Source organism: Shewanella sp. SP1S1-7, assembly GCF_031932105.1.
Classification (GTDB): Bacteria; Pseudomonadota; Gammaproteobacteria; order Enterobacterales; family Shewanellaceae; genus Shewanella; species Shewanella baltica.
In genome coordinates this window covers 40,250-64,549 of record NZ_JAUOEU010000028.1, presented here as the reverse complement: position 1 = coordinate 64,549, position 24,300 = coordinate 40,250, and the positions used below count along the sequence as shown (strand labels likewise).

At 46.2% G+C, this 24,300-nt stretch carries 24 protein-coding genes; 8 read left to right on the top strand and 16 right to left on the bottom strand.

Annotated features, from left to right (window positions below; all coding sequences use genetic code 11):
• Both Q4Q49_RS18110 and Q4Q49_RS18105 read right to left on the bottom strand, forming a co-directional pair.
• The coding region (locus Q4Q49_RS18110; protein WP_312000037.1) for a hypothetical protein at positions 1 to 493 on the bottom strand (493 nt) is incomplete at its 3' end.
• 78 nt (positions 494 to 571) lie between these two features.
• On the bottom strand, positions 572 to 772 hold the full coding sequence (locus tag Q4Q49_RS18105; RefSeq protein WP_312000036.1) for a hypothetical protein: 201 nt from the start codon (positions 770 to 772) through the stop codon (positions 572 to 574).
• 588 nt (positions 773 to 1,360) lie between these two features.
• On the opposite strand from Q4Q49_RS18105, the gene Q4Q49_RS18100 reads away from it, so the two are divergent.
• On the top strand, positions 1,361 to 1,678 hold the full coding sequence (locus Q4Q49_RS18100; RefSeq protein WP_312000035.1) for a hypothetical protein: 318 nt from the start codon (positions 1,361 to 1,363) through the stop codon (positions 1,676 to 1,678).
• Positions 1,679 to 1,684: 6 nt separating this feature from the next.
• Here Q4Q49_RS18100 and Q4Q49_RS18095 read toward each other — a convergent pair whose 3' ends face one another.
• Positions 1,685 to 1,810, bottom strand: coding sequence for a hypothetical protein (locus Q4Q49_RS18095; RefSeq protein WP_312000033.1), 126 nt, complete (start codon positions 1,808 to 1,810; stop codon positions 1,685 to 1,687).
• 45 nt (positions 1,811 to 1,855) lie between these two features.
• On the opposite strand from Q4Q49_RS18095, the gene Q4Q49_RS18090 reads away from it, so the two are divergent.
• The 5 genes from Q4Q49_RS18090 (at position 1,856) to Q4Q49_RS18070 (ending at position 7,012) form a co-directional block, all read left to right on the top strand.
• The gene (locus tag Q4Q49_RS18090; protein ID WP_312000032.1) at positions 1,856 to 2,512 is read left to right on the top strand and encodes a Vat family streptogramin A O-acetyltransferase; all 657 of its coding nucleotides are present in this window, start codon (positions 1,856 to 1,858) and stop codon (positions 2,510 to 2,512) included.
• Positions 2,513 to 2,778: 266 nt separating this feature from the next.
• Positions 2,779 to 3,615, top strand: a complete 837-nt coding sequence (locus Q4Q49_RS18085; RefSeq protein WP_312000031.1) for an AraC family transcriptional regulator — start codon at positions 2,779 to 2,781, stop codon at positions 3,613 to 3,615.
• Between the two features lie 213 nt (positions 3,616 to 3,828).
• Complete coding sequence (locus tag Q4Q49_RS18080) at positions 3,829 to 4,650, top strand: AzlC family ABC transporter permease (protein ID WP_011846435.1); 822 nt, start codon at positions 3,829 to 3,831, stop codon at positions 4,648 to 4,650.
• Positions 4,647 to 4,949, top strand: coding sequence for an AzlD domain-containing protein (locus tag Q4Q49_RS18075; RefSeq protein ID WP_006085337.1), 303 nt, complete (start codon positions 4,647 to 4,649; stop codon positions 4,947 to 4,949). Before Q4Q49_RS18080 ends, Q4Q49_RS18075 begins: the two co-directional genes overlap by 4 nt.
• A 770-nt stretch (positions 4,950 to 5,719) precedes the next feature.
• Positions 5,720 to 7,012, top strand: a complete 1,293-nt coding sequence (locus Q4Q49_RS18070) for an aerolysin family beta-barrel pore-forming toxin (RefSeq protein ID WP_312000030.1) — start codon at positions 5,720 to 5,722, stop codon at positions 7,010 to 7,012.
• A 115-nt stretch (positions 7,013 to 7,127) separates the two neighbouring features.
• On the opposite strand, the gene Q4Q49_RS18065 is transcribed toward Q4Q49_RS18070, so the two are convergent.
• The 6 genes from Q4Q49_RS18065 to Q4Q49_RS18040 form a co-directional block, all read right to left on the bottom strand.
• Positions 7,128 to 7,841, bottom strand: a complete 714-nt coding sequence (locus tag Q4Q49_RS18065) for a YafY family protein (protein WP_311899971.1) — start codon at positions 7,839 to 7,841, stop codon at positions 7,128 to 7,130.
• 109 nt (positions 7,842 to 7,950) lie between these two features.
• Positions 7,951 to 8,400, bottom strand: a complete 450-nt coding sequence (locus Q4Q49_RS18060) for a GyrI-like domain-containing protein (protein WP_071939018.1) — start codon at positions 8,398 to 8,400, stop codon at positions 7,951 to 7,953.
• Between the two features lie 101 nt (positions 8,401 to 8,501).
• On the bottom strand, positions 8,502 to 8,885 hold the full coding sequence (locus Q4Q49_RS18055; RefSeq protein WP_006081088.1) for a VOC family protein: 384 nt from the start codon (positions 8,883 to 8,885) through the stop codon (positions 8,502 to 8,504).
• A gap of 173 nt (positions 8,886 to 9,058) precedes the next feature.
• On the bottom strand, positions 9,059 to 10,780 hold the full coding sequence (locus tag Q4Q49_RS18050; protein WP_312000029.1) for a phospho-sugar mutase: 1,722 nt from the start codon (positions 10,778 to 10,780) through the stop codon (positions 9,059 to 9,061).
• 191 nt (positions 10,781 to 10,971) lie between these two features.
• Positions 10,972 to 12,510: a hypothetical protein gene (locus Q4Q49_RS18045; RefSeq protein WP_312000028.1), complete on the bottom strand. Its 1,539-nt coding sequence runs from the start codon at positions 12,508 to 12,510 to the stop codon at positions 10,972 to 10,974.
• Positions 12,511 to 12,768: 258 nt separating this feature from the next.
• Entirely contained in the window at positions 12,769 to 13,755 is a 987-nt protein-coding gene (locus tag Q4Q49_RS18040; RefSeq protein ID WP_312000027.1) for a TerC family protein, read from the bottom strand.
• Between the two features lie 685 nt (positions 13,756 to 14,440).
• Between Q4Q49_RS18040 and Q4Q49_RS18035 the strand changes: the two genes are divergently transcribed.
• Positions 14,441 to 16,060 (top strand): oligopeptide:H+ symporter, encoded by a 1,620-nt coding sequence (locus tag Q4Q49_RS18035; RefSeq protein ID WP_312000026.1) that lies wholly within the window; start codon positions 14,441 to 14,443, stop codon positions 16,058 to 16,060.
• A gap of 38 nt (positions 16,061 to 16,098) precedes the next feature.
• On the opposite strand, the gene Q4Q49_RS18030 is transcribed toward Q4Q49_RS18035, so the two are convergent.
• The 6 genes from Q4Q49_RS18030 to Q4Q49_RS18005 all read right to left on the bottom strand — a co-directional run bounded on the left by Q4Q49_RS18030 (position 16,099) and on the right by Q4Q49_RS18005 (position 23,449).
• Positions 16,099 to 16,338 (bottom strand): DUF3624 domain-containing protein, encoded by a 240-nt coding sequence (locus Q4Q49_RS18030; protein WP_312000025.1) that lies wholly within the window; start codon positions 16,336 to 16,338, stop codon positions 16,099 to 16,101.
• A 93-nt stretch (positions 16,339 to 16,431) separates the two neighbouring features.
• Positions 16,432 to 17,631 (bottom strand): 2-alkyl-3-oxoalkanoate reductase, encoded by a 1,200-nt coding sequence (oleD, locus tag Q4Q49_RS18025; protein ID WP_312000024.1) that lies wholly within the window; start codon positions 17,629 to 17,631, stop codon positions 16,432 to 16,434.
• Between the two features lie 149 nt (positions 17,632 to 17,780).
• The gene (gene oleC / locus Q4Q49_RS18020) at positions 17,781 to 19,655 is read right to left on the bottom strand and encodes an olefin beta-lactone synthetase (RefSeq protein WP_312000023.1); all 1,875 of its coding nucleotides are present in this window, start codon (positions 19,653 to 19,655) and stop codon (positions 17,781 to 17,783) included.
• Positions 19,655 to 20,563, bottom strand: a complete 909-nt coding sequence (locus Q4Q49_RS18015; RefSeq protein WP_312000022.1) for an alpha/beta fold hydrolase — start codon at positions 20,561 to 20,563, stop codon at positions 19,655 to 19,657. Before Q4Q49_RS18015 ends, oleC begins: the two co-directional genes overlap by 1 nt.
• Positions 20,564 to 20,733: 170 nt before the next feature.
• On the bottom strand, positions 20,734 to 21,783 hold the full coding sequence (locus Q4Q49_RS18010; protein WP_006081078.1) for a 3-oxoacyl-ACP synthase III: 1,050 nt from the start codon (positions 21,781 to 21,783) through the stop codon (positions 20,734 to 20,736).
• 253 nt (positions 21,784 to 22,036) lie between these two features.
• Positions 22,037 to 23,449 (bottom strand): methyltransferase, encoded by a 1,413-nt coding sequence (locus Q4Q49_RS18005; protein ID WP_312000021.1) that lies wholly within the window; start codon positions 23,447 to 23,449, stop codon positions 22,037 to 22,039.
• 164 nt (positions 23,450 to 23,613) lie between these two features.
• Between Q4Q49_RS18005 and Q4Q49_RS18000 the strand changes: the two genes are divergently transcribed.
• On the top strand, positions 23,614 to 23,847 hold the full coding sequence (locus Q4Q49_RS18000; protein ID WP_006085323.1) for a DUF1289 domain-containing protein: 234 nt from the start codon (positions 23,614 to 23,616) through the stop codon (positions 23,845 to 23,847).
• A gap of 55 nt (positions 23,848 to 23,902) precedes the next feature.
• On the opposite strand, the gene Q4Q49_RS17995 is transcribed toward Q4Q49_RS18000, so the two are convergent.
• Complete coding sequence (locus tag Q4Q49_RS17995; protein ID WP_006081075.1) at positions 23,903 to 24,265, bottom strand: YajD family HNH nuclease; 363 nt, start codon at positions 24,263 to 24,265, stop codon at positions 23,903 to 23,905.
• Between the last annotated feature and the right edge of the window lie 35 nt (positions 24,266 to 24,300).

Genomic DNA, 24,300 nt, shown 5'->3' with positions numbered 1-24,300 from the left:
CTGAATCCAAGGATAGTTTCAACGCTTCAATCTGCTCCTTGCAATCATCCACTGAAGTTTTAAGATTGCTGTTTTCGGATTGAATTGCATCTATATTGTTTTGCACATGCATTTCAATCTTTCTCGCAGAAAAACTTTTTTCAGCTTCTAAATTGGCGATAGCCAGTTCATCGTTTGCTCTTTTAATTTTAGACTTATTAAGTCTGTTAACTCTTATAGAAATGAAAAAATCTGAAAGCCATTGCACAGCATTGTTTATAAAAATTGGTAAAATCAATAATACTGCGGTAAGTAAAAAAGGCTTAAGCAAACTCCTTTCGCCAATAGTCTTTTTAATATATTCAATCTTAGTCACAACCTCTAAGTCAGAACTAATTAAAAAGTATATTATATCCCAGTTATAAAAAAACAATGAAAATACAATAGCACTAAAAAAAGGGCTTTTCATCCTGTCATTTTGAAGCTTAAAAAAATCACTTATAAGTTCTTTCATTTGTTAAGTTACCCTAATAAATTTGCTGATGCAATTATGCTTTTATGTTAACCTAAGTCAATGCTTATAAAGCACATTTCAATTCAACTTAACTGCTACTCTATCCTTATTTGCAATATTTCCCTTCACCACTTCATTGGTATTCATATCCTTCATCACATAATCCAACGGCACTAGCTTGGCTAGCACGCTGGGGCTGATATCCATTTCAGTGGCCATCATGCGGCGGTCGGCAGCGCAGCTTAGGCGGCCACAACGGATTATGGTCGCGTTATCCAATGCGGTTTTATCGGATTCGGCGGGTCGCTGTATTAGGAAAAAATAGGCACTAGGCTATAGTTTAACGAGACACCCATTGTTAAATTTCTAAAAGTAGTAGTAAACATTATTCGGTTTTCTTTGCATGACTTGCAAACAACACAAAAGCTGAAGGAGTTCACCTTCCCCTCGGAGTTGCCGCAGGGCATTTGCGTTCGTTGCGTGAGCGAGGCAGGGAAGCCGAGATAGCGTCAGTCGAATCAGGGACGAGCGTCTGACGCGATAGCATAAGGACGCTTAATGCCCAAGGGGCTTTCAACTCCGTTGGGGGGCGGCAAGGGAGATCCAAGAGGGAATTGCTGTTGATCCCCTCTTGGTCGGGTGTGGGGTGAAGCCCCACGACTTTGACTTTGCTTTTAAATTATTTAACGAAGAAAGATTTAACAAGACACTCATTGTTAAATTGTTAGAATGCCCTAATTGTGAGTAACAGACTATCAGCCATACCAAAGGCTTAATGGGATTGGGGTGTGGGGTGAAGCCCCACGACGTTGATTTAGCCTTTAAAAATTAACCATCAATCATCCCCGAAATCACATAGGAACTAAGATGTTTTCCATGCGAAAGATAATTCTCCCACTGATCATGTTAAGCCTTGGCGCATTGCCTCTATTTGCTCAAGCACAGGACACCAGCGCGTTATGGGGTAAAAAATACGCTGAGGTGAAATCGAGTTTATTGTCTGCTGGCTGGGTATTAGCGCCCGTAGCGGAAGATGAAACGCCAATGACAGAAGATTACCCTGAAATAACCTGTGGTAGCGGCGCGATGGCAATTTGCTCTGTCGGCTTTATGCGAGACAAAACTACGCTTGCCTTAGTGGTTGAACCTATTGAAAATACACTTGTGGTGACGGGCGAGTACTAGTCCGACTCATCCGGCTATCAACACCACCACAGGCACCACAATCAACACCGCAATAGGCACAACAATCAACACCGCAATAGGCACAACAATCAACACCGCAATAGGCACCACAAATTCGCACATCAATCGCATAAAAGAATGCACGAGTTAAGACGTACTTTAACGATGGAGACCGTTATGCCTGACACAACAACCCACGCCCAATTAGGCCCAAATCCCAACGACAAAGCGCCGATGAAAGGCTTCCCTCAGGTTGGATTTCTTAAAAACTTTATTACCCGCGAGAACATAATCGTCGGCGATTATACGTATTATGACGATCCTGCTGGGCCTGAAAGATTCGAGTCGAATGTGCTTTATCACTTTGACTTTATTGGCGATAAACTGATTATCGGTAAATTCTGCGCCATTGCTAAAGACGTGAAATTCATTATGAATGGCGCCAATCATCAAGTATCTGGCTTCTCGACTTATCCTTTTTATATCTTCGGCAATGGCTGGGAAAAGGTAATGCCCGATCCCACCGATTTGCCCCATAAAGGCGACACCTGTATCGGTAACGATGTGTGGATTGGTTATAACGCCACTATCATGCCTGGAGTGAAGATTAGCCACGGCGCAATTGTTGCCAGTCAATCCGTGGTGACAAGAGATGTGCCGCCCTACGCCGTGGTTGGCGGTAATCCTGCCACTGTCATCAAGCTCAGGTTCGAGCAAGATGTGATAGATGAGCTAGTTGCCATCGCTTGGTGGGATTGGCCGATAGAGAAAATCACTCAGTATCTACACGCCATCGCGGGGGCGGATCTCACAAATCTACAGCAGGCGACCTAAGTAAAGCAGTCGAAAACAAGACTGAGCCCTCAAATATCATGTAACTAATATCTCAAGTGACTAATATCTCGAGCGGCTAATATATCAAGAGACAAATATATCAACTGGCTAATATCAACTGACCAATATTAGCAATAATGATTAATAAACAGTCATTAAGTGCAAAACAAAATCCAATATGCGCAATTTTGTACAAAAGCGCTGAGGATTTCTGGGTTACTATCAGACACAACCCGCCCATTCATCCATTCAAGAAAGGAGGCTTGATGAACACAGAACATGCGGCCTACCAAATTGCCGATGAATTAGGTGGCCTTGAGTTACTCAATGCCCACTACCATAAACAAAATTTTAGTCGGCATACCCACGAAGGTTACACCGTAGGCGTGATTGAAACGGGTGCGCAGCGTTTTTATCGCACCGGTGGCAACCATGTGGCGCCAAAACACAGCATTATTCTCGTCAATGCCGATGAATTGCATAATGGCTGTAGCGCCACTGAGGGCGGCTGGTCGTATCGTGCCATGTATCCAGTCCCTGCGCAGTTTGCCGGTATTAAAAGTGAGCGAGCAGCAAACAGCGGTGCGCCCTATTTCCCTGAGCCCGTAGTGTACGATCCTGAATTAGCCGAACTGCTGCGCCTCACCTTTACTACCTTAGATACATCGGATAATCGCTTACTGCGCGAAAGCTTAGTCTATTCAAGCTTGACGCAGTTGATGGCGCGCCATGGCAAGCATCGTCCAAGCGACAACCTCACGGCAATAGCTAAGCCTGCGTTAGCGCTGGTGAAATCCTTTATCGACGATCATCCCGCAGCCGATATTTCCCTTGAAGAGCTGGCAACGCTTGCGGGATTAAGCCCCTATTATTTACTCAAGCAATTTCAGCGTTATTACGGCTTACCGCCACACGCTTACCAAATTCAGGCCAGAGTCAGACTGGCCAAGGGGAAAATCAAGCAAGGCACACGGCTGCTTGATGTCGCTCTCGATTGTGGTTTTCACGATCAAAGCCATTTGAATCGGCATTTTAAAAAGACCGTCGGCGTAACCCCAGGACAATTTGCCAAAGAAATAGGCCGCAATATTATCCAAGCCTAAACAACCACTTTAGGTTAATCTGCCATGCTCAGCTTGCTTACTATCCCTAATAACAGGCCGCTAATAACAGGTCTGCCATGACTAAACACTAGTCTCTAAGAAATAGTCACTAAACAGTCGTAACTGAGCGGTAATAACAGAGCAAGCAGACCTTATCCAAGCATTCATTGTTTAACTGCGACCCTCGCGTCGCCGCTATTTTTAGGAGCCAAAGTGACAACCGACAAGCTTATAGAATCTGATGTTTCTCCCGCGCATCCCACAAAAGCCAAGGCTTTTTTAAAAGGCACCTTGGCCATGATGCCGCTGACAATAGCAGTGGTTCCTTGGGGAATTTTAGCGGGCTCCTTCGCCATTGAGGTTGGACTCACGCCCATTGAAAGCCAAGCCATGTCAGCCATTATCTTCGCGGGCGCGGCTCAGTTAGTGGCGCTCGGCATGGTCAAAGCCGGTATTGGTCTGTGGAGTATCTTAATTACGACGCTACTCATCACCTCGCGCCATCTGTTATATGCGATGGCGATGCGCAGTCAAATCAGTCCCTTACCATTAAAGTGGCGTCTGACATTGGGCTTTTTGCTCACAGATGAACTGTTTGCCATCGCCAATCAAGGCAAGTTGCATAAGTTCGATCGCTGGTACGCCCTTGGCGGCGGCTTGAGTTTTTATATCGGGTGGAACATAGCGACCTTGCTTGGCATAGTCGCGGGCAATGCTATCGAGAATTTAGGCGAACTTGGGCTAGATTTCGCCATCGCAGCCACCTTTATCGCACTGGTCGTGCCTACGGTAAAAAAGCCGTCGATTCTCGTCTGTGTATTAGTCTCGCTCACTCTCGCTGTGGTATGCGCCTTGTTTGAAATTCAAGCAGGATTACTGATCGCCGCCATTGCCGGAATGACAACTGGCGTACTTTACGCCAAAGTGACCAAGGAAGCGGAACGCGCAGAACAATCCGCAACTGAGCTTGCAAGCACACAAACCCAAGCAGAAACTGGGACTAAGACAAACACAGCATCAGGAGAAAAAGCATGATTTGGTTAATGATTTTCTCAATGGCAGCGGTTGTGTTTATTAGTCGTCATTTACTGCTCGAACCTAAATTACCGCTGCGATTAAGTAAGGGCACCCAAACTTTTTTAAGTTACTCAGCCCCTGCAGTACTGACCGCTATCTTCGCGCCCATAGTGTTTGTGCAAGAAGGCCAGCTCGATCTCAGTTTAGACAACAGCTATCTCATCTGCGCCGTGGTCGCGACGATACTCGCGCTCGTCACCCGTAACACCTTGTTAACCACAGTGTTGAGTATGGGACTGTTTTTCTTTATCCATTAAGCAAACAACATTAAGTAAACAAAGAGTCAGTGCCCTCAGTGGCACTGACTCTTGCATCAACCACTTAACCGCCTCTACGACTCTTTTACACAACCTAATCCCATCTGAGACGTCGTCTCTTAGAAAATCATTTTCACATATCTTTATCTTCCACAATCTTCATGTCTCCATACCCTTATGGCTCTACAAAAACAGTAGCGACTTTAACGGCCTTTCATACATCGACGATAATGGAGATATGAGATTTGTCTGCAATAACAAAGACTCAAACCACAAAGAGAAAATACTTAACCTAGCCATATTCACACTATTCATTGCCTAAAGACTTCCGCTCAAACATGTTATTTACTGTATCTATTACAGTATTTATCTCGGTATAGCTTTCGATATAACTCTCGGTATAACTATTGATATAAATCTCGGTAAAAAGAGTCCATTTAAAAAATTTTTCATAAAAAAGTCAGCATAAATATTAAATACGCCATACCATTAATATTAATCCACGCACAAAAATCCACCCATTAAAAATTAAAGTAAATACACTATATTATAAAGTTTAAAATACCGTTTAAAAATAAAATAATTAACACTTTTAACCTAACTTAAACACCATTTAAATTAATCTAATTTTACTTTGTTTAATAAAAATAAAAGTGCTAGTTTTTAGATGTGCCTAGCAGTAATGATTATTTATATGATTTAGGACTACATATAATTGCCATCGGCGCTCTCAATGAAAGGACGTATTTTATTAAAATAAAGGAACAATCATGAGAACAAAATCTAGCCTGAGTATATTAACTTTATCCTGTTTAACCGCACTTGGAACTGTTTCTTTGTTGGCCGAAGCGGCTATTCCGAATACTATTCCAAAACTGTCAATGGTAGAACACGCTGCCCCTGATCTTGATTCGCTTAAAAATGATGCGATTAACGATCCCTCGTTTATCAGCTCGTTATTCTCCTTGGGACACCATCTTGGATATGCATGGGCTGGCGGTACGGCATCCCAGTATGTTGGTGAAGACATCGAAGTCAGAAGAGAATCGAGCAACGAATACAGTCTTAAAGCCCGCTATAACGGCAATGATCCTTATGCAAGCGGCTACAGAGCGAATGAACGTTTGAAGGTGAATTTACAAAATATCCATTTTGTGACTAATCCTCAAAGCCTAAAGTTAGGTTCACCTCAAGTTTATGATCGTGAAGCTATTTATACCGCTCCAGTAGTGATTTACAACTGGGGCGATACCGAAGATACCGGTGTAGCCACCCTAAACTATGATTACACCACTAGCTGGGCCAAAACCGATAATTTCTCCTTCTCCGAGAAAATTGGCGTAACCAATAAATATGAAGTGGGTATTCCAGGAATAGGTGGAGCGAGTTCTGAAATCAGTGCCGAATTTTCAGCCAGCCAAGGTTGGAGTGAAACCGACGGTAAAAGTACAACGATTTCAAGTCAGGCACAGTACCGAGCAATTATGCCGCCTCGCAGCAAACGTTATATCTCAATCACTCTGTTTAAACAAAAGGCGGATGTTCCATACACCTCAAGTTTATATATGATGTACGATATAAAATATGAGAACTTCTTAAAATGGGGAGGTAATGCGCATATTAATCACCCGACAAATAGACCTAACTTCCCTTACACCTTTGGCGGAGCGAATGCGAATAATCTGAATGGGCCAGAAGCCTTAGTCGATCAATATCTTCATCAAGATATAAACGGTTATGGTGTTTGGGATTGGCCTGCAGCGATTAATTCGGCACAGTCAAAAAGTGGCTTTGAGTGGCAATTGGCGAATATTGTTAGACAACATGGCGCACCAATCAGCGGTAAATTTACCGCAATAGATTCGAGTCAATTTAATATAGATGCCAGTGAATCCTATCCGCTAACGGATGAAGATATTGCTAATCGTCCTAAAAGCGCTCAAAAATTAGGACTGAGTCGCAATATTCAAGTTGCCGTCGGCGAGATCCAAAATAATGATGAAGATGGTTTAATCAAAAAACTGCATATTTCGCAATCAAGCGAAGTCATGTTAAACAATTAAAAACGGTGAGTTTAGGCTCTCAATAATAGCTATGATACGATTTTCAGAGAGATCTCGATACAACTAGCAAAATACTAGAATGTTACTAGAAAATTAGAAATGTAAGATAAGCCACTCATTCGAGTGGCTTATCTTTTGCTTCGGCTCGCGCCTTCGCATGTTCATCCATCAGGCAAATATAATCTTCCAGCTCTTGCCCTGGTGCTTGTTCAAAATGACGGTTCAGCCGCACAAGGCCTGTGATGCGATCAACCCTGAAATTACGAAAAGCCGAACGTAGCTCACACCATGTCAGTAAGGTCCAAGTACCACGCCAAAAATAGATGGCGAGCGGGCGCACTTCACGCTCGGTGACATCGAGTTTGACGTCTTGATAGAAGAGTTTGACGTATTCGCGGCGCTGAGCGGAATTACGCAGCGGATCGAGGAATTGGAACTCATTGGAGTCGAGGTAAAAATCCGGTGAAAACATCAAGGATTGATAGGCTTGTAGTCGTTTTGGTAGTACGGCTTCGACTTTAATCATCGCCTGCCTCGCGGCGCTACCAAGCTCCTTGCCACCCCAAGTTTGCACCATACGCATGCCAACTTGAATCGCTTCGAGTTCGGCTTCGTTAAACATCAAGGGCGGAACATTGACCTCGTGGCGCAACAAATAGCCGACACCCGCCTCCCCTTCAATGGGAATGCCACTTAGACACAAATCCTGCACGTCACGGTAAATCGTGCGCGTGGACACCTCTAACCGTTCAGCCAACTCTTGGGCTGTGGTCAGGCGTTTATGTTTAAGAATTTGCACTATTTGAAATAGGCGGTCGGCGCGGCGCATTGACTCTGATTCAATCCTTTAGTTGCCTATCAGTTGATTAAGCATTGTGAGTTTACATAAATCACTGACATATCCTGATACTCACTTGAGTGATATTTTACGATTTAAATCATAAAATCCCGATATAAATCTCAACCTCAGTGGCGCTGAGATAGACTTCAAAATCAGTTTGATAACGTCGCTGATGCGGACAATCGTTAGCACTAAAATAGCCCCACACTTGTCCCCAAAGATCGATAACACACTGGGGCATGTCACCTTGACCGGTGAATTTAAGGTATTTACCGGCTTCAAGCTCAAGCGACGTGAAGTGGTTTGCCTCAACAGGGGCATCAATTGCCTTGCCCACCAGCACAGCAAACTCGCCATTCATGTCTGACTCATAGTCGTAATACACGCCATACATGGGCGAATTGAGCATAGCGGTGAGTTGTGATGATTCAAAAAAGGCTTGCCATAAACCGCCAATTTTAGCGCCATCGGCGGACATTTCGGCCCGATTGTTCGTGCGGGTGCTCAGCCCAAGTAGCGGTCGAGCATCAATATAAACCACGTCCATCTTTGTTTCTTCCATAGAAATCTAAACCCATACTTTAGTTAATTGCGTGATTTTAGCGTCGTGCCTTAAGGCCACGACGCTAATACATTAATCACTCGAGACTACTTATCCTTAGACCACAGACCCACTTTGTTACCTTCGCTATCGGCAAATAACGCGATATAACCACACTCACCGTCTTTTATCGGTGTGACTGGCAGGATAATCGTCACCTCTGCTGCGATAAGTTTATCCACTAAAGGTTGCAATTGTGCGCTGAAATGCAGATACACAGTGCTGCCTTGCATCGATGGCTGACTCATGCTGCATTTGACTAACCCTATGCTCGCCGCGCTCGCATCTTCGGTGACTATCGTCGCATATTCCATGTCTTCCATATCGTCACGTTTAAACTCAACCCCAAAATGCTGCTGATAAAAAGCAACGGCACGGTTCATGTCACTGACAGGAATTTCACCCCAAACTAACGGTGCAATAGATAACATTTTCACTTTCTCCTTGTTGAAAAATATCAATGATTCAAAACCTTATTTATAAAATTCAGGACTGAATCATTAACGGGCGACAACAAGAATAAAACAAGGCTACTGACAGCATGATGTCAGTAGCCTTTTAATAAAAGTGAATGTTGAGGTTTTTGGCTTAGCAGTTAAAAGCGTTACTTTGGCAAACTGGCTTGGTGCGCCTGAATAAAATAATCCATGGCTTTGCTCGCCCTCGCTTGGGCGCTGGCTAAGGTATCCGTATCGACCATAGTTTCGACCACTTCGTAGTAGCACTTAATTTTAGGTTCAGTACCAGATGGCCTGACGATCACCCGAGCGCCACCCGCTAAGCAATAGGTCAGTACATCACTCGGTGGCAAGTCGATTTTCTCAACGCTACCATCGGCAAAACGACGCTCAAGGGCTTTTAAATCATCGGTTGATAGCACGTCTTGCTCACCAATCTTCACAGGGGGATGTTCGCGTAAATAGGCGCCAATATTAGGCGTGTCAGGTTTTAGTGCAATACTCACCTGCGCATTGAGATGGAAGCCATGCTCACGGTAAATTTGCTCGAGTCTGTCCCAAATCGTTTGCCCCTTCGCCACCAGCTCGGCAGTTAATTGGGCAAATGCCACCAGCGCCGACAAGCCATCTTTATCCCACACCATGCTGCCAACTGTGTAGCCAAGGGCTTCTTCATAGGCAAACAGGAATTGATCCTCAGGGGACGTTTTCGCAATACCCACATTCATCAACCACTTAAAGCCGGTGAGCGTGGTAAAGCTTTGCGTGCCAAAACCCTGAGCAATTTTAGATAACAGGCTCGATGACACTATCGTTGTGCCCGTAAGACGTTGATGATCTTTGGCATGAGATAATAAGTAATGCCCAAAGAGCACACCGACTTGATCGCCAGTTAGCATCTGGTATTCACCATCATCGCGGCGCACTGCGACAGCAAAACGGTCGGCATCGGGATCGTTGGCACAGGCGAGCATAGCGCCGTGTTTTTTCGCCTCGGCGATCACTAAATCCATCGCGCCCTTTTCTTCCGGATTGGGGAAGTTCACCGTCGGGAAATCCCCATCGGGTTCGCGCTGGGAGGCTACCGAATACACTTGGGTGAAACCCGCATCTTTCAATACGGTTTCAGCCATTTCAGCGCCCACGCCGTGCATGGCGGTATAGGCTAAACTGACCTTTTCTGGAGCCGTATGGTTTTGCAGCACCTCAGCTTGCTGCACGCCATGGCGATAGCTTTGGTAAAAATCGTCCTGCAGAATAATTAACTTACCTTGTTTTACCGCCTCATCATGTTCTAAAAACGGAATCGCTTGATTCGCGGCGCGCTCAATTTGCGCGGCAATGCCAGAATCGTGGGGCGGAATAATCTGCGCGCCATTCTCCCAATACACTTTATAGCCATTGTATTGCGGCGGGTTATGACTCGCGGTCACTACAATGCCTGCTGCAGCATTAAAATGTTTCACCCCAAAGGCCACCAGCGGTGTCGGCGCCACTTTAGACGTTAAGCGCACCTTAATGCCCATAGCGGTCAGTACGCTCGCCGCATCATGGGCAAAATTGAATGAGTCGTGGCGACCATCGTAACCAATCACCACACCACGCTCGGCGGCATCTTTAATCTGATCAAGTAGATAAGCACCAAGGCCTGCCGAGGTTTGACGAATAACCAGACGGTTCATCCCCATAGGCCCAGCGCCGACCACACCGCGTAATCCTGCGGTACCAAACTCTAAGCGACCAGCAAAGCGCGCCGCGAGTTCGGCTTCATTGCCACTATCGACTAGGGTTTGTAATTGGGATTGAGTGCGAGGGTCAGGATCATTTTCAAGCCAATGGTTTACCTGTAACTGCAGATGGGTATTCATAACACGCCTCATTGAAAATCATTTGCAATCACATTAGGAAAAACAGCGGCGAAGAACAAGCTAATTTGCATTAATTTCAAAATGAGCTGAGGCTTAATTTCGGCATAAACTAAGGCTGAGCATAAAAAACGCACTATCTGGCCATTCATGCCGGATAGTGCGTTGGTGTTAACCTTAAACAAACTTCAACATTAGCGAGAAGGTAAAGTGCCCTCGAATACGCGCACTTTGATGTTCTTTTTCAGGTTATCTTGGTCTTCTTGCCATTCTTGCCACTGGGTGAGACTGATGCTGAGCTGTAATGAAAAGTCAGTTGAAATCCACTCTTTTTGCCCTTGGGCATATTTAGGTACGGGGACTATGTTGCTTGGCCCAACAAAGGATGCTGAGCACATAAAGGTTTTGAAATACACTTGGTCAATCGATAAATCGAGGGCGCTGGGCGATGTTAAGCATTGACCACTACCCGGCTCTTGATACGAGGCAAATTGGTACATGATTGCCGGTGTATTATTAGTGCTATCAGGAACGGATGCGGTTTGATGGCAAGATAAACAGCTACTTAATGCGTTATCCGCGGGGCCATTTAAACGCCCGTTACACCCTAAGTGTCCCGCATTGGTGTGCTCATTCAAGCGACCAACCACCTCTTGAAATACCGCGCTATCCTTAAGCCCTGTGATTGGATTTTGAGGGAATCCTGCCGCTCCTACTGTGGCTGGCGGCGTGTCATTCCCCCACATTAATCCCAGTGGAGAGATACGATCCCAAGGATTTTTCTCTTTCGCTTTAAACTGGCCATCGGCGACAAAAGTGCCATAGGCCCAGCCCACGGGCGAGCGGCTGTCACGCACTGCGATGTCAAACTGCAATAAGTACACATCGGCGACAGAGCGCGGGCATTGTTCTGTTTCCTGTTGAAAACTACAGGCACTGCCATCGGCATTTTTACATTCGCAGAAATCACTGGCACTGATATTGGCTTGCCATACGGGTACGTTTTCGAGGAAAGGATAGTTATTAGGCGTTGCGGTAGTGAACAGTAACTTGCCAATCACACTACCTTCATTAAATGCAAAATTTTGCTGGGGCATTACAGGCGATGGCGCCCCAGTCCATACCTTGCCAATACTATTTGCCGCTTGCGGATTATAAAACCCCACCGCCCACATAGTGGTTTTCAAATCGCCTTGGCCTTTTATCGCCATAGTGACGGGGGCTTCGCGGGTCAAGCCGTGGATAAATTCCCGCCCACTCATAGGATCATAGGTCTGATAGGGAATATGGTACCAAGAGCGAACCTTGTTATTACACAGATCCCAGTCCTTACTGATATCGCCTTTGTCGATATTCCCCTCTTGGATGTACTTCATCACAGCCCAAAGGTATTTCCACGCTTGGGTATTTTTCTCTGTCTCACTCAGACTTTTATCGAAGGGATTGAATTCAAGCCAAGGTGCAGCATTATCTTGCTGCGCACTCGAATAGGCATCGCTCAAGCTAAAAATGGGTCCCTTCCAGCCCGAATAAGCTTGGTTGATGATGACTTGATTGTCCCACATACCTGTTTTATTGAACGCGGGGTCTTGGAAGTAACTTGGGTAAGCTCCAGTACAAGTGGAAGTTACATTAGATGCTGTATCAGTTGCTTGTTTGTCTGCAGCTTTTGCACTGACAGTAGTCAATGAACAAACTGAGAGCATGAGTATGGCGGCAATGTTAAGTTTCATAATATCGTCCTTGAAGAGTATTAGTCCTAAAAACTCCCTTTGTGAGTCTCGGCACCAGCGGCGACTCAAAGTAAGCATAGACTAATTTTTAATATCCTCATTTTTTAACATCCTCTATAAAGCTTAACGATTCGGATAGTAAGAATATAAAAAAGGCCATTTAGCATGGGCTAAACGGCCAAGAGATTCGTTATTGGACTCGCCACGAGTCGCGCAAACTATTTCTCTATTTCTCTATTTCTCTATTTCTCTATTTTTCTATTTATCGATTTCTTGGCCGCGCGTTTTCCACAGCGAGAACAAGACCCCTGCGACTAACAGGCCGAACGTCACCCCAAGAGACAGTGCGGTTGGAATAGTAAAGTCCACTATGCCCTCGTGATTGAAATACACTAAGCCCACTTTCACCCCGATAAATACTAATACCACCGACAACGCGTATTTAAGGTACTCGAAACGGTGCACCATGGCCGCCAAGGCAAAATACAAGGCACGTAGCCCCAAAATCGCGAAGATATTCGAGGTATAAACGATGAAAGGATCTTGGGTAATCGCAAAAATGGCTGGAATACTGTCGACAGCAAACACTAAATCTGCGGTTTCCACTAAGATCAACGCTAAAAATAACGGCGTCGCCCACCATCCTTTTGATAACTGATGATCTTCACCCCGTACCCAGAACTTCTCCTGATGCAGTGTCGGCGTAAAGCGCATCTTAGTGCGTAACCATTTGTAAAACTTATTATCTTGGATATCACTGTGCTCGTCATTGGAGAAGAGCATTTTCACGCCAGTGAAAATCAAGAAGAGTCCAAATAACACCAGTACGCCTTGATACTGGGCAACGAGCACTGCGCCAAGGCCAATCATAATCGCGCGTAGCACTATTACACCCAAAATACCCCAAAAGAGCACTCTGTGTTGGTATAAACGCGGAATGCCTAAACTACTGAAGATTAACGCGATAACAAATACGTTATCCATAGACAGCGATTTTTCAATCAGATAACCCGTCAGGTATTCCATACCCGCCGTTGAGCCCTTGTACCACCACAGCCAAGCCCCAAACAGTAAGCCCATACAGATATAAAAGGCTGAAAGTTTTAAACTTTCGGCCACAGTAATTTCATGCTGCTCCTTGTGTAATACGCCAAGATCGAAGGCCAATAATGCCAGCACAAAACCGAAAAACATCAACCAAACCCAAAGCGGGTAACCCACAAATAGGGTGCTAAAAAACTCCATAAGTCTCCTTAAAAACCAACATAACGGTTGAGTAAAATCAGTACAATTGAGCAGATAGACATTAACTCATTGTAAAAATATAAACTGTGAAACCCTATATAAAAACGCAACCATCAAGATTAAAATTCTTTTATAATCAATATGATTTCACTACATACTTACACTTATTCTTAGAATAAAGTCACAGCTCAATCACAGCGCTTCCCTAAGCAAATCATCTAACCCATCTATTCGTCAGATTCATTTAGAGGACGGCCTCGAACGAGTACGAAGATGTTCTCAAATAGTACAAAATCGCCACACCGTCTATAGAACGACGAACAACAGCGAAATCAAGGCTAAAGACGCTAACATAAAACTGCCACAGTTGAATTCTGGCCACTATGTAGCACTCATTTCTTAACTGAAAATGAATAAATTGAGCCACAGAATCTGACTCAAAAGCAGGTTAAGCACAGTTTCAAACAATGGCGAAATGGTGAACTAAGCAAAATATTCATCAGTTTCAACCCCCTTGGCTGTTCCATAGCATCCGAGTGTGATTAACTGCAGCTACTGCGGCGTCTTTTAGCAATCAACAAGGCTGCAATAACCACTAATAATGAAAAATAATTAATAAAATTCATTACGATAAAATGAATCAATCGAAGCTTGGTGCATGAAGCGCCAGCAATGGGAGTCTTAAGTGTCAACAGAACAACATCCGCCACACGCTATGCAAGGCCCACAGGGTTCGCCCCCGCCCGAAATGCTCTTTGGGCATCCTAAGGGCTTGTTTGTCTGCTTTTTTACCGAAATGTGGGAACGCTTCTCCTTCTACGGCATGAAGGCACTACTGTTTCTTTATCTGATTAAATATCATCTGTTTACCGACGAATTTGGCTATAACGTCATTGGTGCTTATGGTGCCTTAGTGTACGCCATGCCCGTGGTCGGTGGTTTATTGGCCGACCGCTATATCGGCATGCGTAAAGCGGTGATCTTCGGTGGTATTTTGTTGGTCCTCGGCCACTTAGGCATGGCCTTTGAAGGCCATCAAGCGGTTATCGTCGCTGGTGAAGTTCAGCGCGATGAGCAAGCACTGCAGGTATTCTATTTATCCCTCGCCTTAATTATTGTCGGAGTGGGCTTTTTAAAACCCAATATTTCCACCATAGTCGGTCAGCTGTATCCAGAGTCATCTCCAAAGCGGGATTCAGGCTTTACCATTTTCTACGCTGGCATCAATTTAGGCGCCACCTTGGCCCCACTGATTTGTGCTTATTTAGGTGAAACCTATGGCTGGAAGTACGGCTTTGGTTTGGCAGGTTTAGGAATGTTAGCGGGTTTATTGGTGTTTATTCGGGGTAAGAAACATTTGCAGGGCTTCGCCGAACCCAGAGATCCCGCAAGAATTTTAAAGAAAACCGCTGGCATCACCACAGAGCAATGGATTTATTTAAGCGCCATCGGCAGCGTAGTGCTGGTCTGGGGCTTAATTCAAACCCACTCCCTTGTGCTTTCTATTAGCACTTTATTACCCGCTGTGAGTCCAGTTATTTGGTTTTTGCACTCAGTATCTCTGGTGCTCGCCATCGGGATAGGCTGGTTTATGGTGAAACACTGCAACCCGATTGAACGTCAACAGATGTCGGCCTTACTGCTGTTCATCGTTGCAGGTTTGGTCTTCTTCGGCTTATATGAGCAAACCTACGGCTCATGGGTAGCATTTTCGGACCGCGTGATGGACCGCAACATGCTAGGCCTCGAATGGAGCGCGGGACAGTTAACCTTCCTCGGCGCCTTCTTTGTGATCAGTTTATCGCCCATCTTCGCTTGGCTCTGGCCTGCCCTCGCCCGTAAACATTGCGATCCGAGCAAACCGGTTAAAACCGCACTCGGTATTTTGTTCGCAGGTTTATCCTTTATGGTGCTAGTGCTCGGGATCCAAATGCCGCTAAGCAGTGGCTTAGTGAGTATTTGGTTTTTAGTCGCGGCTTATTTTGTATTAGAAATCGGCGAGTTATTGCTTTCGCCCATTGGCTTATCTGCCGTAACTCAGCTGTCGGTAAAACGCGTGCTCAGCCTGATGATGGGCGCTTGGTTCCTCGGCACTTCATACTCTGAAATCTTAGCCGCCGAATTAAACAAACTCGCCGCGATTGATACCCAAGGTGGCGTGATAAGTGACGTACCGAGTGCGATGGCGCTATATGAGCAACTGTTTATCTTCTCGGCGCAAATTGGCGTGGTAATGGCGTTAGTCTTCTTTGCCCTTGCGCCATTAATGAAGAAAATGATGCACGAGAACACAGCAACAAATTAAGTCTAAGCCCAAGAGTTTAAAAGGAAAGGAAACTTGGCTTACTCTCGCCCTCTGAGGCGACGGTAAGCCAAGACAATAAGATGTAAAGCCAATAACCCCGTAAAAGCGGTGCAGAAAAAAAGTAAAGCAATCGAGTTCACTTCCCGCGGCGCATCATAATAGAGCGACCACCACAGCGGCCAACCGATAGCCGACAAAGCGGTAAGCTGCCACATACAGCGTTTGCAGCGGCCAATTTTTTGCCTGAAAATCGATGTATTACAGTCACTGCAACTCATAAGTCCCCAGCTAAACTATGCCCACAATAATAGTGCTAATAAGAGTAGGCATATTGAATTTCAAGCACACTCCGAAACTCACGCCTAATAACACTATAGTGACGCTTTAAGTCTTGCCATCCCTTCATTGATAGAGATAAGTGCACGATAGCCTAAATCTCGCTTGGCAGCGCTGATATCAAAATAATGGCTGCAGGATAACTGCCGTGCTACGAAGCGCGTCATCATGGGCTCTTCTTGCTTCTTTAGTAGAAAATACACAGTTTCCAACACGGCGCCTACTACATATGCAACAGATTGCGGCACGCGCTTAGTGACTGGCGGCAAAGCATCGCAGGCCAAAATAAGATTAAGCATTTTTGCCATAGTGATGGGTTCATCGTTACTCAAAAAATAGGCTTTTCCCTGACACTTGGGCTTTGCTTGACACAGTTCTAGCGCGGCCAGCACATGGGCATAGGCTGCGTTGTCTATGTAGATGGTATCGACCAGCTTATCTTCACGGCCAACCAGTTTAAGCTTATCTAAACGGCCCCGCGCCAGTACTCGAGGTACAAGATGGGGATCGCCAGGACCCCAGATCAAATGCGGCCTGAGCGCGACAGTTTTTAACGCATAGGGTGCAGTGACTTGAGATGTGTTCGGGATAGCGACTTGAGTAGTGGCTAGATTATTGTCTGAAATAGTGGCTGTCGTGGCTTGAGTCACTTGAGTTGCAGCGGCACTTTCAACCGATACGTCACCCACTTGATTGGCATCAAGCATCATCTTTTCGGCAATAGCTTTGGAATGGGCATAATAATTGAGGAAGGATGTGGCATAGGGAGTGGATTCATCTATACCGGATTCATCCTGCCCAGCAAAGGTCACACTCGGGGTACTGGTGTAGACTAACTTATTTATTTTTAATGCCTTACAAGCAGCAATCACATTTGCGGCGCCCTTCACATTCGGGCAAAAGTAACTGTCCCTATCGCCCCAAACGCCGGCTTTAGACGCCACATGGAACACGATATCGCAGCCTTGCATTGCTTGTTGCAACTGGTCTTTATTGACTAAATCCCCTTGCAACATGACTACGCCCAGCGCTTCAAGTTCGGGATAATGCCCACGGGCAAAACCTGTGACCTTAATGCCCGCGGCTAACAATCTCAAACAAATCGCTTTACCTAAAAATCCCCCCGCTCCCGTAACAAAGGCGTGTTGTACCTTAAGGGCGAGCTGCGCGAGTGCAGTTTGTTCAGCAGCATCAAATTGCGCAAGCGTCGTGCTCTTGATTGGGTTTATCGTCATTTAGGTATCCATTTCAGCACATTTACATGAACTTAAAGTCGGTGTAAGAAGTTTAAAATAAGCACAAGGGCTTAAAAATAAGCGAGTTTGTTCAAATGAACACAGAATATAACGTAAAAAATGCAGGAAAAAAGCCGCGGAGTTTTAAATCAACCTTTCGTTTGCGATTGTGCCCAAACGGCTAATTTTTCTCTAAAAATCTTGGCATTATGCCGCACATCCACAGGGAAATCAGGATGAATAAGAAAACGTCTTATGCCCTGCGTCTGGGCAAATTGCTCAGCGATGGTAATCAAATCTTGATACAGCTGTTGGCTCTTATTGCATGCCAATGATTGGTCGAGTTCGATACAGATCAAAGGCTCTATCTCGTTCGCCACTTTCACACCAACTAAGGCAGAGCGCTTCACATTGGGATGGGTATTAAAAATGCGCTCGCAGGGAATAGAATAATAACGCTTTACCAATTGGCCTTTACGGGTGGCATCGACTCTGTGGGCCTTGCGACCGCACATCCACAGTCGGCCTTGATCATCGAGATACCCGAGATCGCCCATGCGATGCCTAACGCTATTGGTGGCCGAATCCCACATCTTGGCCGCCGCAGTCGCGCTATTACCTTGGTTTTCGTTTTGGCTATCGTGCTGACTATTATTTAGATAATAGGACTGACTCACCATAGGCCCTTGCACCACGATTTCGCCGATTTCACCGTTATTCAGCACTAAGGCCTCATCCCACTCAGGGATAACGGCTTCACTGATGCCGATGATACGAATCGTCACGCCATCGATAGCGCCGCCGACACAAATGCCGCCGCCGTTATCTGTGATATCTGTGGTGGTAAATAACGCATCGCTAGCAATCATGCTGATCGGCAAAGATTCGGTTGCACCGTAGGAATTTAAAATCGGCACGCCTTGGCTCAGCATCTTGCTAAATCGGGCGATGGAAGCAATGGTGGCTGGCGCACCCGCAGAGATCACCCGCTGTACACTGGGCAATTTATGCTGTTTTTGTTCACCTGCGCGGCCTAAACGTTCCAGCAAGGCGGGATTAACAAAGATGTTGCTGCATTGATATTTCTCAATCGCGGCAAACAGGAATTCGGGATTGGCGGTGATAGGTTTGCTGGCATCCATTTCTGGAACGATAGACGCCATACCCAGCGCGGGGCCAAAGAGTGAAAACAGCGGGAACGTCGCTAGATCGCGCTCACCATGGCAAATGCCATAATCGTTTTTTAACGCTTGAATTTGCGCCTCAAACATCCCATGGCTATACACTACGCCCTTAGGCGTGCCGGTACTGCCACTGGTGAATAAAATGGCCGCCATCTCATCAGATTTGAGCATCACCATGGGGTATTCAGCATGTTGGGCTTGGGTGTGTTGAGCCGAGGCGTTTCGTGAAGAGCTGTTTTGCAGCAGAGTCGATAAACTGATGGCGCCAGTAGCGATGCGGATTAATCGTGCAGCTAAGCCAGTTTTACCGCCATCAACATTGAGCAATGACTTAATGCTGCCCTTACCCCAACCAAATAAACGTCTGGCGATATGGGCTTTGGGAATACCGATAAAAGCATCGGGCGCGGCTTCGGCAAAACACTGCTTAAGATTGTTAATCCCCATGCCGGGATCAACGAGGATAGGAATAATCCCCGCTTTAAACAGCGCAAAGGTGAGTGCAAAAAAATCCAGACTCGGCGTGACCATAAGCACAGCTTTCATGCCACGCTCAATGCCATGTGCGTTCAGCGCAAAGGCTATCGCATCGCTTTGTCTGTCTAGATTAAGAAAGTCCAACTCGCTGTAACGCAAATTCGCCACAGAAGCGCCCTGAGCACTTTGTACTGCTACTGCAAGATGGTGGGGAATGGCATGGGCGGCTTGCTTGAGATGACGACAAATATTGGCGTCACTGGCCATTGCTGACGCAGAAGTACCCGTTAAAAGTGACGTATCCAACGGCGTCACTACAGCGGCCAACAAAGGAGTCACTTCAGTCTCAAGCAAGGTCGACATTAACCTGCGGCCTGTTCGGACGGCGCCGCTGCTTGGCTGTCAGCCATAAAATCTTTGATATGGGCAATCACTTCATCGCTGGCATCTTCCAGAATGTAGTGACCACAATCGGCAAATTCATGCACGGTCGCATGGGGCATGTGCTGACGCCATTTTGCTAAAAAGTGCTTATCGAATACAAAGTCTTTGAGACCCCAGCAAATCAAAGTCGGCACTTTGGCAAACTGCGGTAAACTCGCAGCGATATCAGAGACTAACTGATAGTTTCTATCGCCTTCACGCAGCGGAATATCCTGCACAAAACGCAGCGTCGAAATGCGATTGGCCCAAGAGTTAAACGGCGCGACATACGCCTCACGAATGTATTTGGACATAGGCTGACGCTTCACGCCCACATATGAGGCGATAGACGAAAAGGCATTAAAACCACGCACCAGCACTGTGCCTAGCAGGGTATTACGACAGATCCACAGCGGCCAAGGAAACGGCTTAGTCTCGGGCAAATGGAAAGCGCCCGTGTTCAAAATTACTAGGCGTTTAATGCGCTCAGGATAACGCGCCGCATAACCCATACCTATCATGCCGCCCCAGTCGTGTACGACTAAGGTAATGTTTTCTTTCACATTCAGGCTATCGAGCAGGGCTTCGAGATCGTCGATACGGTTCTTAAGGGTATAGTCATAGCCGCTATCGTCTGGCTTATCCGACAGACCACAGCCGATATGATCTGGCACTATGCATTGATGCGTGTCTTTTAAGGCGCTCACGAGATTGCGGTAGTAAAACGACCAGCTAGGATTACCGTGAACCATCACCACAGGTTCACCTTGGCCCTCGTTGATATAATGCAGCTTGTTGCCATTACGGCTAAAAAAATGACGTTTAAAAGGCAACAGAGTGTCTAACATGACGCTTCCTATCTTTTGTTCTATTTATGAGAGCGAATAATGGTTTATTTTTAGCAGGCTTAGCTTATCGACGGAACGACAGACTGAGCTATCAACTGAATCATGAACTGACTTCATTTACTCGAATGTATGCCAGCCATCAAGCGAAAACGTGAAAGGTGCACTGCACCCTACCACTTAATGCCTAACATCATGCAATTCAATCCACTGCCTATGCCTAAAAAGCTCACTTGATCGCCCACTTGTAAAAAGCCTTGATCGTGCGCCATGGCGGCGGTCACAGGTAACGACACTGTGCCCATATTGCCCAGCAGCTGATACGTAGGAAATTCTTTCTCGGGGGGAATATTTAACGCGCTAAGCACTTGCTTACGGTTAGAGGCGCCTACTTGATGGCAGATCACTTTGTCCACTTGCTCAACCAGCCAATTACGCTGCTCAAGGAAATGCTCCCAAGTGTGCTTAGCTAGCTCAACGCCTTCTTTGAGAAGCGTCACCGCATCGGTACGCATAAACTCGCGGTACAGATTGTGCCCCACTTCCTGTAACCCCCATTGACACAACTGGTGATGCTCGGGCGCCGATAAGTGCGATGCGCCCAGCAATTGATGCTGACGCACATTTGTCAGCGGCAAACTGCCGTCGGTAAGGATAACCGCCACTGCGCCAGAGCCACCGGTTAAGGTCGCCAGCGACTGGGCAAAATTCTGCATAGTGGGATCGGCAAGCATGTTATCGATAGTGACATCGACAATATCCCGCGCCGATTCACAGGACACCACCATACCCGCCTTGATTTGACCCAACTCAATACGGTTAGCGATATCTAAAATGCCCGATAACACCCCAAGACAAGCGTTGCTGATATCGTAAATGGCGGTGTCTTTTGACACGCCTAATTCGGCAGCAACGCGACACGCAGTCGCGGGCTCATGTTGATCGCGGCACACGCCGGTATAGACAACAGCACCTAAATCGGCGACATCAATCCCAGTTTCAACCATGGCTTTACGGGCAGCTTTAATCGCACCGTCGGACAATTGATGTCCTTTTGGCCACCAGCGGCGTTCAGTAATCCCAGTCAATGCGGCAAGCTGTCCCATTGGAATACGGAACTTTTGATACAAAGGAGCAAGACGAGACTCTAGCTCACTACTGGAAACCACAACAGGCGCCAGTTCATAGGCCAGGCTATTAATAAATACGCGGGAATATTTCATGAAACTGTTTTATTCGCTCACTAGAATGACTGACCAACAGGTCAGCTTTCAGTTGTTATTCGTCATTAATGCGACATTTGAACAAGAAAAGCCCGATGATTCAATAAAAAACCATCTTCAGTGTAAGACTTGTCTCACAGCGCAGGTTCCAAACACGACGGCCCTGAATTCACTATCACTAAACTTAAATGCGCTAATATAGAAATACTTCATAAAAAACATCACAGTACAGCATATTTTCAGACACTCAAAATTATACTGACATTTTTTGCGCTAAAATCAGCGAATTTCTTGGTGTGACGCTGTTTGCACAAAATTCACCCACGCAAACACCATATCCTTGTTCCTGCAAAAAACAAGCGCGATCTAAGATTAACCATTGCTCGAGTACAGTGCGGAATAAATGCGCCACTAAATCGATGCGGCGAGTTAATCGTTGTCTTTGTCGCCCTATCTCAAGCCAAGCCTCAAAATCCCTATTTTTGGCTAAATTAACGGCCTTAATCTCGGCCGCCCACAGGCAAAAATCAGTAAAACTGCCGCTCAACTGACTCTGTTTTAACGAGGGTAAAGGTAAATATTCGTCGATTTGTCGACATTCACGTTGCAGTGCATCAAAACCTAAGCGCCACGCGATTTCTTGATGGCGCAGCGCCTGCTGTTTGGGATTGGCGATCACGCTCTGCTGCAGCGGTAACTGTAAATCATGGCGACTGAGTTTTAGGCTGCTCTGCTGAGCAAGATTGGATAACGGCTGATAATGGCTCGCGTGAATTAAATGATAACAACAGGGAGAAATCGCCAGCGCCTGAGTGCCCGCCTCGGCCGCCAGTGTTAACAGCCGAACATGCAAATCACCGCAAGCATGCAATGCAACCGCTTGCTGCCGTGCGATTAACGAATTGGCTTTTGCGGCGTGCTGAGCTGGTGCTTCAACTGTAGTAATGGATGTGGTTATAGATGTCGTTGTAGATGTGTTTGTCGCAGCATGTTCTGCACCAATGGCAAAGGCATCGGCACAAATAAAGGTCTGCGATAACTGCCACTTATCGGCAAAGGCCTGTCCTGCTTCACATAATGGCGCTTGCCATTCTAAGCTCACCACTTCGGCGCCGCGGGCTTTAGCAATCAAGCGGCCCAAATGCCCTTTACCCGCACACCATTCCAGCACAGGTAAATTAAGCTGGGGTAAATGCTGCACAAAGGCGGTAATTTGCTGCCATTTACGGCCTTTGATGTGCGCACTGAAATGCGCCTCATCGTCAAAGGACAAGCCGCCTTGCTGCGCTGCGGTGCTATCCGCAAGCGACGGTTCAGCCACGCCAGCCTTATCATTAACTGTCTTATCATTAAAAACCGTGCGTTCGGCAATGGATGCGGTGAGCAATGACAAGTCCCAATCTTGGCCTAATGCCTTAAGATCGTGGTTTAATGCCGGTGACAATGCCTTGACCAGCAAAGATTGCTCGGCGTCGAGTCCATCAAGCTCATCGTCAGCCAGCGCCCACACAGCTTCGGCCAACTGCGGAAAATCCTCTGCCCAAGGTAAAGCGTTCACTTCAAATGCACGCACTTGCCACAGGGCTGCACTCTGTTCAAGCAACTGATTAAGTTCGCTAAATCGCTGTGAGTAAGTGAGTTGTTGCTGCAGATTATCTTGGTTCACGTCATGCCCAGTGTAAAAAATACTTGTCTCACCTTAGGCCAAGGGAATGCGCCCTAAAGATGACTTTATGCGAAAAAATGTTAGTATCGCGGCCTTTAAACACTCAACCATATCGTTAACTGAGAAGACTCGGTTAACTAACCATAAGGCTCCAAAGGACACCTATGCTTTCACCTTGCGTCGCACGCTGCGGTTTAAATGACGAAGACTACTGCATGGGCTGCTTTCGACATATCGATGAAATCGTCAGTTGGCGCACGAGTAGCGAAGCGCAACAGGCGGCCATTTGTCAGCAACTCCCCGCCCGTAAAGCTTTATTTGAAGGCAGTGAAAATCAGCATATTTTAAGCCGTGATAAATGGTTAGCTGCCGAGGCGCGTTTAACCGACAAGGACTAAACCCGTCCGCTAACGCTACCCTCTGCACAATCTTATCCAGCTAAAGCCAGCAAGACTATTTTTTCAGCATTGATTTCAAGTCAGCAAAGGGATTGTAGGTCGCCGCCGCTTGCTTGGTTTCTGTGGTGCTGCCGTAGCGGATCAGTTCTTCGAAACGAGAATGTTCGTTGTCGTGGCAATACAGGCACAATAACTCCCAGTTTGAACCGTCTGACGGGTTGTTATCGTGGTTATGATCGCGATGATGCACTGTCAGTTCACTTAAGTTTTTCGGGGTAAACTCGCGGGTACAGCGGCCACATACCCAAGGATAAAGTTTTAACGCCTGCTCACGGTAACCGCCCTCACGCTTAGCTTTGTACTCCCGCGCATCGGCTAATACTTTGTCTAACTTACTCTGGCCTGGCACTGACGACATAGTGTAATCCCTAAAACAAACCCTAAAAAAATTGC